We start from the raw sequence: 8,456 nt of genomic DNA, 5'->3' as shown, positions 1-8,456 counted from the left end.
TCACCTCATTTAGTTAATCTACTTAACCACATTATAGTTAATCAGGTTAACTATGTCAAGTAAATACGAATCCATTTTCTACAATATCGTTTTACAAAAAAGAGAGAAAAACAAGTTTTTGACTTATTCTCTCTCTTTTTCTTACTCCATATTCATTTTAATTCTGGTGATTTACCCATATTCCCTGCCTTATATACGCATTCAATAAATTTTTTCATAGATGGTCTATCTTTAAAGGATTATCGACATTTTCACTTCCTAATCTTCGCCCATGATTTATCAATTCTTGCTAAGTAATAAAAAAACTTCTAGAGAAAACTTTTTCCCTAAATCATATACTTCAACTTTTGATATACACTTTTTGCAACTGTGGTATCAATACCATGTTTTACTCCTAAATCAATAATGGTTTGCCCGAAAAGTTCTCTTTCATCCAGCTTGTCTTTTAATTCATAATCTCTTTGAAACGAGGTTTTCGCTTCATAAGGAAAATTTTTCGCCATTTGGTATGAAAAATCTACGATGTTATCAGGCAATCTAATATTTTCAGCCTTACTAATTGATTCGATCTCTTTCATTATTCCTATCACTTTTCTTGATGATTCTTCGTTATCTAACACTTCGCCTAATGTCTTGTTCTCACTGGCAGTTACAAGCCCATAGGCAGCAATGAACATATATTTACTCCAAATAGCTTCAATATGTTTGTTGCTCCATTCAAACTTTATTTTTGCTTTGCTCATTAATTCACATACGTCGTCAGCATTAATATCTTTGTGATCTGGATCTTGCCCAAAAGTAATCGTGCAAGCTCCGCCATTTTGCTCAACAACACCATAAGATTTAATATGTGTGCCGACATATACACATGCAGGAAATATGATTCCTTTATCCGTTATTCTTCTGATTCTGTCATAAATATCAATACCATTTAAAAGTGGTATTATCTTTGTATTAGTATCTAACTGTGGAAGAATTTTTTTAATGGCATCTTCTAAATCATACTGTTTTACGCAAATAAAGCAGATATCAAGTTTAGGCAGTTCTTCGCAATTATCTGTAGCAAGTGTTGGAATACATTTTAAAATACCTTCTGTTTTTGTTTCTAAAGTTAATCCATTTTCTTTTATCGCCTTTAAGTGTTTTCCTCTTGCGATAAAAAATATATTTATATCTGGTTCGCTATCATTTAGCAGTTGGGTCATTTTCCCTCCGAAATAACCTCCTACTCCACCAATACCTAAAAAGGCAATATTTTTCATATCGTTTTACTCCTTATATTGTTAGATTTGTTTTGAGATATAAGTCTTTGATGAATGAATGATTTATTCTGCTCTTTCTCTATGATCCAATCTTCATATAACTATTGTACAACAGATTCATTTATTTCAGAAATGAATTTCTGATAAAAATGTTTGGAAACAAACCACATAAATATACCATATTTCTTCGACCTCAACAATCGCTCATTGCTCGCATTTATTATAAAGTATATTATATGCTGAGAAACCCCAAAGCACTCACCCTCATTTTACATTTCCATTACGAAAATATTGCTTTTGTTTCTTTCATTCTGTCAACTATTCTTTCTGCTTCACCATACATCTTTTTATTCTCTAATCCGCTAATAGTTTCCTCAAATTTAATACACAATTCTTTGAACACCTCATCAAAGTTATCAATGCCACCATATATGCTGCGATACGGTTTATCAATAAAATATTTAAGATTGTGCTTAACTTTATATGAAATCCATGGGCTTGTCTCAACATAATTCCATAGTTCTTGTGCAAGCATCTCAAAATCATCGACTAAATCAAGATCTCTATGCCTCTTATCATTAAATGGTGCAATTTTCAAAATTCCATCTAACTTATTTTCATTCATGCTGTAATAAGGTTCACCAATGCATAAATATAGCTCTCGGATTGTTTCAAATACAAGTCTGCGGTTGTCTACGTATCTGACCCTATTGTATAACTCGTATTCATATGAATAGCGCATAATATATTTGTCCAATATCCAAAACAAAGCTTCTTCATCATCTTTTGTCGTCCTGAATTCAATACACTCCCCTCGTTCATAACATTGATAATAATACAAATCATTATCCGAATATATTGTTGGCAAACACTCTGGTTTTCCATTTCCAAAACAAACCCACAACTTTATTTCATTAAAATCTTTTATCTTTGATAACAATTCAATTGCTTTATTCCTTAGTTGATTTGTGTCTAACATCTTAGTTCTCCTCAATCTACAAAGTAATTATGCTTGTCCCAGAACACACGAAATACATATATTTTTTTGGGATAGGAATTTGTATTTAATTGGTAAAACAATAGTTTGTTCACAAAAATCTGGCTGCATGGAGGAATTAATATTCTCACCAATCACTCAAAATTTCTAAATATCATTTCTGTGTTTTTATGTTTTAATTAATTTTAATACTCTTGAATAATTACAATGAGCAACTTCTGTAACATTAAATCCTAGCTCTTTAAAATATTGATTTAAGTCTTTTTTTATGAACTTACGATAAGATTTTGGTTCGAATAAATGGATAGGTAAAAATAGAAATCGACGTAAAATATTTTTACTCAGTTCCCATTCTGTTATAATAATCTCACCATTATCTTTTAGAACACATTTTGCTTGTTCAAGTATTTGATTTGCAATAGGCTCATCAAGTTCATGTAAAACAAGAGAAATCAATATCTTATCAAATGTGTTATCATCAAACGAAAGCTTTGTAGCGTCCATATTTAGCAATTCAACATTTGTAATATGTTCATTCTGCATTTTTTGCCTTGCCATAGCAAGCATAGAATCGGATAAATCAATACCAATAATTTTAACATTGTTATTGTTCTTTGAAATATTAATTGCATTTGTAGCCGTTCCAGTACAAATATCCAAAACATAATCATTCGTATTTATTGACTGCATAACAACTTTTCTAGGACTTTTATTATAATCAGCAAAATATGTTTTATCAAGGATATCATATATTTTGGCTGTCATGTTATAAAACAACTTTGAATTCATAAGATACCTCCTTATTGTTGATGATTTAGTTCTTCTTGGTTTTCAATTATAAAAACTGCATGGTTTCTCGAAAGATTTCATTCAAATTCGGTGTCAGCGTTGAAATTGAGGGATGGGAGATAGATATAACGAATCCCTGCTGACTATTATAGTCAGCAGGGGCTATTTTGTTGGTTGATATGTTTGTACGGACTGTAATTTTCTTAATTCTTACACAGCTAGCAAAAACGAAAAACCTTGAAAAACTATAAAGTAAGACTTTCTTGCAGTCTTACTTCTCCACCCTTGACATCAACACCACGTTCTCCACATGGCACAATACCTTGATAAGAACACACCATATTAGATTCTTCTGTGTCTCCCTCTTTGGCAAACTCACTGCTATTTTCATTATCCACTAAGTAACCGTAATTGTTCATTTCAAACATCCTCTCTACTTAATGAATACCACGCCGACTATCAGCCAGTCTTTCTATTTAAATCTAAATACCTATTCTTTGCATCTGGAATAACCCTATTGTCTATTCCCTTTAACACAAAGGTCAACTTATATGGATCAACACTTCCATCTGCATTTTTTTCGCCTACAATGATTTTCTCAACAATACTTTCAAAAACCACTCTATCAAACTTATCAAGGACAGATATTTCGTTTAACCTGCTACGAATTTCTTTCATTCGCTTATTTATATCTTTTTGAGCATCTATATTAGATACATAAAGGCGTCTCTCTTCTTTCGCTTGAGCAATCTTACGAGTAAAATCATTATATTTTTCATCATAAGCTTCCTTGTAATTTTATCATCCAAAAGCATATCGGTCAATTTCTTTCGCTTTGATTCCAATGTACTTAAATTCTTATCTACACGACTAAGCTTTATTGCACTTTCATCATTTGATAAAGTTTCTTCAACCGATGCTAAAACCGATTCCAGAACATCATCAAAATTGTCTGCTAATAATTGAAACATTTCTAAGAATGCATTTTCTGTGCTTTATCCCAAACTTCAGAGGATACAATTGCTTCATGGTGATTCTTAATATAATATTGTTCTTCCTCTCCCATGTTTTCTAAACGTCTCTTTGAAATCGGGTCTACCGTAAATGTCTTACCCAACAGCAAATCGCCTTTATACTTTTCATTTTTAATAATGCCTCTTACTCCATTATCACCCCATTTTACATGACCTCTCTTATTTCTCTTTCCTAGTCGTTCAAGTTCTTTGGCAATCGTATATGCACCATATCCTTGTATGTACTTATCAAAGATAAATCGTACAATTTCACTCTCCATTGAAAGAGTGTTTATATTCTCTTTTTCAAAAATAATGGCTATGCCTTTTTCTTTCTAATGTTAAACCAGAACCACCAATGTTTCTTCTCCTATTAACAGTTCCCTCGTTTGCCTTAATTACTTCAACTTCTGCCATCAATATTTTCTCCTTAATTTAATAAAGTATTTGCTTTTTCACAAACGCCAAATACTTCATCATATTTCTGTTCAATCAACGGGTTTAACTTTTTTACTTTTTTCGTTTTGATTTTGCAAAACACTCCATATGGAATAACCCATCCCAATGCACCTGGTACTGCTAGGAGAATGCATAGTAAAATATTTTCACTGGTGACTGCAAATACGCTTCCAGCCATAAATGATGTTCCTATTACACCAATGATATAGGCAATCGTCGATGCCTTGGTTGTTTTATTTTTTTCCAATGATACAATATCTCTAATACATGCTTCAAACTGTCTTTGCAATCTGACCAGCTCAGCTTTATTAGTAATCTTTCGATCCCGCTTAAATTTCAGGCTAACTGCATCTGGTTTTCCAATAACTGCTTCAGACCCTTCCGGTAACCACCCAAAGTTTTTTATACAATCTTCATATAATGGCTGCATTTGCTTTTTACATATAAATTCTTTATATTCGTAACCAATAAACTCATTATTGCTGTTCATTTAATACCATCCTTTCCGCTATTTATTTGTTTCCTACAGTATCCAGTTTCTCTTGACTAAATATGAACGCTTATAAAAGAGGGGAAAGAACTTTTACTAGAGAACGGATACTCTTTTTAATCAGTCCTGTTTTTATAGAATCTTTTTCTATTTTAATAGACTTCTGCAGTGTTTGTGAAAAATCATTTTTTATGTCGTTTAGACATTCGCATTGGTACATCCACACACCATTTTCAAAATGATGTACCAAACTCCTGTAATCAAGATTAATTGTACCAATCATTCCGTAATCATCATCTGCTAGATAACACTTCGCGTGAATAAATCCAGGTTCGTATTCAAATATCTCCACGCCTGCGCTTAATAATCTTGGATAATTACTTCTAGTCATCTCAAAAATAACGCGTTTATCTGGAACATGAGGAACAATAATTTTTACATTTACCCCTCGCAAAGCTGCATTCTCAATCGTCTGACAAAGTTCATTATCTATAATCAGATAGGGGGTCATAATATACACATATCGGCTTGCTTGAGAAAGTAGATTTTGAATCACGCACTTCCCAACTCTGTGATGATAAATAGGACTTGGTCCATCTCCAAATGGAATCAAAAAACCTTTTTGCTTATTTACGGCTATTTCAGGGAATAAACCTTCTGGCACATCTGGCAGCTTTTTTACATTGATTCCGTAATCAGTTAAAAACAATTTTGTAAGCTCTCTTACGGCACTCCCCTCCAAACGAATTCCCACGTCTTTCCAATGACCAAATTTCACTATTTTATTGATATATTCATCTGCAATATTTACACCACCTGTATAACCGATTATTCCGTCAATCACTGTAATTTTTCTATGACTTCGGTTATTAAACTCACTGTCTGCATTTCCTTTCAGTTTTGAAAAAGGTGTTGCTTTAATGTTATATTTTTTTAGAATCTTATCATAATTACCGGGGAGTGTTGTCATACAGCCAATATCATCATATACTACCCTTACCTCCAGTCCCTGTTCCGCTTTTCTTTTCAATATATCCAGAATTGAATTCCAAAATATTCCTTCTTCTATAATAAAATATTCCATGAAGATAAATCTTTCTGCCTTTTCCAAATCTCCAAGCAGACTTTTATGCAAATCTTCTCCCAAGCTGAAATAGGTTTGGTTTGTTTCAGTAAATAAGTGCGAATTTGCTATATTGCAAAGCATCATAGCTTGATTGTGTGCCATTGCAGATTCTTTCTTCAACTCATGAAAGAGACTTTCATCCTCATTTAGATAACTCTGATGCTGTAGTTCATCCAATCTTTTTGCATATTTCTTCTTTAGTAATCTTGAATAAAACAGAAAATACAGCATGAAACCAACTATTGGCACGGTCAACACTACCAACAACCATGGAATTTTATAATCAGGATTGTCATTAGAGGCTATAATTCGTACAACACAGCCTATAGTCGTCAGAAATACCAATACATAGAAATATGGAATATAGTGATAAAAGGATACTACAATGCAAAGGATTGTAATCGTTTCCAATATTGCAAGCAAAATAGCCAGTGTATATCTTAATGGAATATAAGTAATATCCTTTTCGATTTGACAGTTAGTGCGAATTTTTCGATTTCTCCCTCTCATAACATTCACCTTCCTAATTTACTTTTATTAGTTTCATTATATAAGAGGTTTATTTGAAAATTATTTATGTATTGTTTGAGAATTATTAATTCCATTTTGCCTCTAAATATAATATACCCATAGATGTGGACACGGAAAAGTATTAAAATCCTTATTTATGGACACGCCTTTTTGTTAAAATAGGTATCTCAAATCAGTGTAGTGATGTTATAATTCAATTACATTATAGGAGGCTATCTCTATGGCAAAAAGTTTTTCCGAAAAAGAGAAAAAAGTGTTAATGAGCAATCTTTATACCCTGAGTGTTTCAGATAAAACGCTCAAATTTACAAAGGAATTCAAAGAGCTATTTTGGAACAAATATAAGAATGGACAGTATCCAAAGCAGATTCTTACTGAGCTTGGATATGACCTGGATATCCTTGGAGAAGCTCGTGTTGTCAGTATCTATCAGCACATTAAACGCCAAGCTCTCTCTTCTGCTGGGTTCCGGGAACAGAAACTCAAGCCCACCCCTAAGACAAAAAAGTCTGATCTTTCTAACCAAATCTCCGATCAGGCTCTGCTTCGCATGCAACATGAACTCTTGTACATGCGTCAGGAATTAGATTTTATAAAAAAAATTACAAAAACAGACAAACCGGAGAAGTCAGATCAATGATTATTGAAGAACCCAGTGCTAAATATGCTGTGATTCGGGACGTAATTGCTAACAGCGAGAACCTGGTCAGTGTAAAGGATTTATGTGAAATTGCAAATGTATCACGTTCTGGCTACTATCGCTGGTGTAATGCAGAAAGTTATCGATTGACTCTGGAAAAACAGGATCAGATTGACTTTGAACTGATTCTTCAAGCATACAACTATCGCGGATATAACAAAGGTGCAAGAGCTATATACATGCGATTGCTTCACCAGACCCCACCTGTGGTGATGAATATCAAAAAGATTCGCAGACTAATGAAAAAATACAACCTATTTTGTCCCATTCGGAAAGCCAATCCTTACCGTAGAATGGCGAAAGCGCTTAGAACAAACAATGTCGCAGACAATCTCCTTATGCGTGAGTTTACTGCACATGGTCCGAGAATCGTCTTATTGACGGATATTACATATATTCCCTTTGATGGACGATTCTGCTATCTCTCAACGATTTTAGATGCCTATACAAAACAGGTGCTTTCCTATGTTCTCAGTGAATCCTTAGAGGTTGATTTTGTTCTCCTGACAGTTAGGCAGCTAATCGATTATCACGGGATATCGCTGCAGGCAGAAACAATGATTCACAGTGATCAAGGATGCCACTACACCAGTTACAAATTCATTCGGATTGTAAAGGATGCCAGTCTCCGACAATCCATGTCACGCAAAGGCAACTGCTGGGACAATGCTCCCCAAGAAAGCTTCTTTGGACATATGAAAGATGAGATAGACTTCGGTCAATGTAAGCAATTTTCAGAAGTAAAAGAGCTTGTGGATGACTGGATTGATTATTATAATAACGAACGTTACCAATGGCAACTCGCAAGGTTATCACCAAACGAATACTATCAATTTATTACCACTGGTAAGTATCCGTTAAATATAAAAAACAAACCTGAGTTGAAACAATAGCTTCAACTCAGGGAACATAACTACGCTTGATATTTTAACCTTTAATAATTTCAGTTTGTCCTTGACAAGGGGTACAACTTATATTGGGACAATGTGCAGTTTTATAAATACAATCAAAGTATTCATATCTTACATTACTATAATTTTCTTACATCAAAAAAGGAACTATAATCAAGAAATATCTTCCTTAATTATA

General features: G+C 33.3%; 11 protein-coding genes. 2 read left to right on the top strand and 9 right to left on the bottom strand.

From position 1 onward, the window contains the following. Positions 1 to 326: 326 nt before the first annotated feature. The 9 genes from RMR19_RS20025 to cls form a co-directional block, all read right to left on the bottom strand. Positions 327 to 1,262, bottom strand: coding sequence for a ketopantoate reductase family protein (locus tag RMR19_RS20025; RefSeq protein WP_310605280.1), 936 nt, complete (start codon positions 1,260 to 1,262; stop codon positions 327 to 329). Between the two features lie 280 nt (positions 1,263 to 1,542). Further along, complete coding sequence (locus tag RMR19_RS20020; RefSeq protein WP_310605279.1) at positions 1,543 to 2,241, bottom strand: Imm63 family immunity protein; 699 nt, start codon at positions 2,239 to 2,241, stop codon at positions 1,543 to 1,545. 186 nt (positions 2,242 to 2,427) lie between these two features. Further along, positions 2,428 to 3,048, bottom strand: a complete 621-nt coding sequence (locus RMR19_RS20015; RefSeq protein ID WP_310605278.1) for a class I SAM-dependent methyltransferase — start codon at positions 3,046 to 3,048, stop codon at positions 2,428 to 2,430. Positions 3,049 to 3,293: 245 nt separating this feature from the next. After that, positions 3,294 to 3,467 carry a hypothetical protein gene (locus tag RMR19_RS20010; RefSeq protein WP_310605277.1) on the bottom strand — a complete coding sequence of 58 codons (174 nt, stop codon included), beginning with the start codon at positions 3,465 to 3,467 and terminating at the stop codon, positions 3,294 to 3,296. Positions 3,468 to 3,507: 40 nt separating this feature from the next. Further along, positions 3,508 to 3,726 carry a hypothetical protein gene (locus RMR19_RS20005; RefSeq protein ID WP_310605276.1) on the bottom strand — a complete coding sequence of 73 codons (219 nt, stop codon included), beginning with the start codon at positions 3,724 to 3,726 and terminating at the stop codon, positions 3,508 to 3,510. A 26-nt stretch (positions 3,727 to 3,752) separates the two neighbouring features. Next, positions 3,753 to 4,019 (bottom strand): hypothetical protein, encoded by a 267-nt coding sequence (locus tag RMR19_RS20000; RefSeq protein ID WP_310605275.1) that lies wholly within the window; start codon positions 4,017 to 4,019, stop codon positions 3,753 to 3,755. A 2-nt stretch (positions 4,020 to 4,021) separates the two neighbouring features. After that, positions 4,022 to 4,342, bottom strand: coding sequence for a recombinase family protein (locus RMR19_RS19995; RefSeq protein ID WP_310605274.1), 321 nt, complete (start codon positions 4,340 to 4,342; stop codon positions 4,022 to 4,024). 149 nt (positions 4,343 to 4,491) lie between these two features. Next, positions 4,492 to 5,010, bottom strand: coding sequence for a hypothetical protein (locus RMR19_RS19990; protein ID WP_310605273.1), 519 nt, complete (start codon positions 5,008 to 5,010; stop codon positions 4,492 to 4,494). A 70-nt stretch (positions 5,011 to 5,080) separates the two neighbouring features. Further along, positions 5,081 to 6,646 (bottom strand): cardiolipin synthase, encoded by a 1,566-nt coding sequence (gene cls, locus RMR19_RS19985; protein WP_310605272.1) that lies wholly within the window; start codon positions 6,644 to 6,646, stop codon positions 5,081 to 5,083. Between the two features lie 241 nt (positions 6,647 to 6,887). On the opposite strand from cls, the gene RMR19_RS19980 reads away from it, so the two are divergent. Together RMR19_RS19980 and RMR19_RS19975 are read left to right on the top strand one after the other, a co-directional pair. Beyond that, the gene (locus RMR19_RS19980) at positions 6,888 to 7,307 is read left to right on the top strand and encodes an HTH domain-containing protein (RefSeq protein ID WP_310605271.1); all 420 of its coding nucleotides are present in this window, start codon (positions 6,888 to 6,890) and stop codon (positions 7,305 to 7,307) included. Further along, on the top strand, positions 7,304 to 8,260 hold the full coding sequence (locus RMR19_RS19975) for an IS3 family transposase (RefSeq protein WP_310605270.1): 957 nt from the start codon (positions 7,304 to 7,306) through the stop codon (positions 8,258 to 8,260). The genes RMR19_RS19980 and RMR19_RS19975 overlap by 4 nt, the downstream gene beginning before the upstream one ends. Positions 8,261 to 8,456: the final 196 nt, after the last annotated feature.

Source organism: Anaerosporobacter sp. (assembly GCF_031551385.1).
Taxonomy (GTDB): domain Bacteria; phylum Bacillota; class Clostridia; order Lachnospirales; family Lachnospiraceae; genus Anaerosporobacter.
This window is presented reverse-complemented; position numbering and strand designations above follow the sequence as displayed.

Bases quoted from the DNA above. Each gene is read 5' to 3' on its own strand.
- RMR19_RS20025 (WP_310605280.1), bottom strand. From the start codon at position 1,262: ATGAAAAATATTGCCTTTTTAGGTATTGGTGGAGTAGGAGGTTATTTC.
- RMR19_RS20020 (WP_310605279.1), bottom strand. From the start codon at position 2,241: ATGTTAGACACAAATCAACTAAGGAATAAAGCAATTGAATTGTTATCA.
- RMR19_RS20015 (WP_310605278.1), bottom strand. From the start codon at position 3,048: ATGAATTCAAAGTTGTTTTATAACATGACAGCCAAAATATATGATATC.
- RMR19_RS20010 (WP_310605277.1), bottom strand. From the start codon at position 3,467: ATGAACAATTACGGTTACTTAGTGGATAATGAAAATAGCAGTGAGTTT.
- RMR19_RS20005 (WP_310605276.1), bottom strand. From the start codon at position 3,726: ATGAAAGAAATTCGTAGCAGGTTAAACGAAATATCTGTCCTTGATAAG.
- RMR19_RS20000 (WP_310605275.1), bottom strand. From the start codon at position 4,019: ATGTTTCAATTATTAGCAGACAATTTTGATGATGTTCTGGAATCGGTT.
- RMR19_RS19995 (WP_310605274.1), bottom strand. From the start codon at position 4,342: ATGGAGAGTGAAATTGTACGATTTATCTTTGATAAGTACATACAAGGA.
- RMR19_RS19990 (WP_310605273.1), bottom strand. From the start codon at position 5,010: ATGAACAGCAATAATGAGTTTATTGGTTACGAATATAAAGAATTTATA.
- cls (WP_310605272.1), bottom strand. From the start codon at position 6,646: ATGAGAGGGAGAAATCGAAAAATTCGCACTAACTGTCAAATCGAAAAG.
- RMR19_RS19980 (WP_310605271.1), top strand. From the start codon at position 6,888: ATGGCAAAAAGTTTTTCCGAAAAAGAGAAAAAAGTGTTAATGAGCAAT.
- RMR19_RS19975 (WP_310605270.1), top strand. From the start codon at position 7,304: ATGATTATTGAAGAACCCAGTGCTAAATATGCTGTGATTCGGGACGTA.